Here is a 564-nt window from a genome sequence, read left to right as displayed (position 1 = left end):
CTGAGACAACATCTGGCAAGGCTGGGACGGAAGTCACTGTCGTTCTCAAAATCGGTGGAGCTGCATGACAAGGTCATCGGGCATTATCTGAACATAAAACACTATCAGTAAGTTGGAGTCATTACCCAGATCGCGTACCCGGTTTGCCGGTCAGTCCTGGATATGCTCAATGACGTAACGCAGCCATTTTTCTGGCTCCACATTGTTCAGACGGCATGTGCCGATCAGCGAGTACAACACCGCCGCATGTTCGCCACCGCTATCGGAACCCCGTCGGAGAGAGTTTCACTCTCCGGCTGCTCACGGAACCGTACGTGACACTCTCGCGTCATACGGCTCTTGATCACTCATTCGATGCACGTAGTAAATACCAGTGGGCAAATAGCTTCGGATACTGTTTCCTTACCAGCGCCAGCTTTCGCTGAGCCTTCCGGTTCGAAAGTCTGTATTTAGACTGCATCCACTGTAAGCGTCAACGGAGCACCGTATTGACGCTTATTTATTGGTGAGTGCTACGTTCCATGGCAGGAGTTCGTCAACACGGTTGGAAGGCCATTCCGGCAG

Annotated in this window: 2 protein-coding genes and 2 pseudogenes; 1 reads left to right on the top strand and 3 read right to left on the bottom strand. The window is 52.0% G+C overall.

What is annotated here, in order from left to right; genetic code table 11:
• A partial coding sequence (locus BHE85_RS18105) for an IS1 family transposase (protein ID WP_001691633.1) occupies nt 1-111 on the top strand: 111 nt, incomplete at its 5' end.
• A 39-nt stretch (nt 112-150) separates the two neighbouring features.
• Here BHE85_RS18105 and BHE85_RS18100 read toward each other — a convergent pair.
• The 3 genes and pseudogenes from BHE85_RS18100 to BHE85_RS28490 form a co-directional block, all read right to left on the bottom strand.
• Nucleotides 151-285 (bottom strand): annotated as a pseudogene (locus BHE85_RS18100) (transposase domain-containing protein); the annotation flags it as partial.
• A 58-nt stretch (nt 286-343) separates the two neighbouring features.
• Nucleotides 344-469 (bottom strand): annotated as a pseudogene (locus BHE85_RS28260) (group II intron maturase-specific domain-containing protein); the annotation flags it as partial.
• Nucleotides 470-495: 26 nt separating this feature from the next.
• Nucleotides 496-564, bottom strand: a 69-nt coding sequence (locus tag BHE85_RS28490) for a hypothetical protein (protein WP_369803596.1), incomplete at its 5' end; no start/stop codon positions are given.

Source organism: Shigella sp. FC1567 (assembly GCF_001743015.1).
In the GTDB taxonomy this organism is placed as follows: Bacteria; Pseudomonadota; Gammaproteobacteria; order Enterobacterales; family Enterobacteriaceae; genus Escherichia; species Escherichia coli.
Note: the sequence above shows the minus strand (reverse complement) of the source record. Positions and strands in the feature narration are given on the sequence as shown.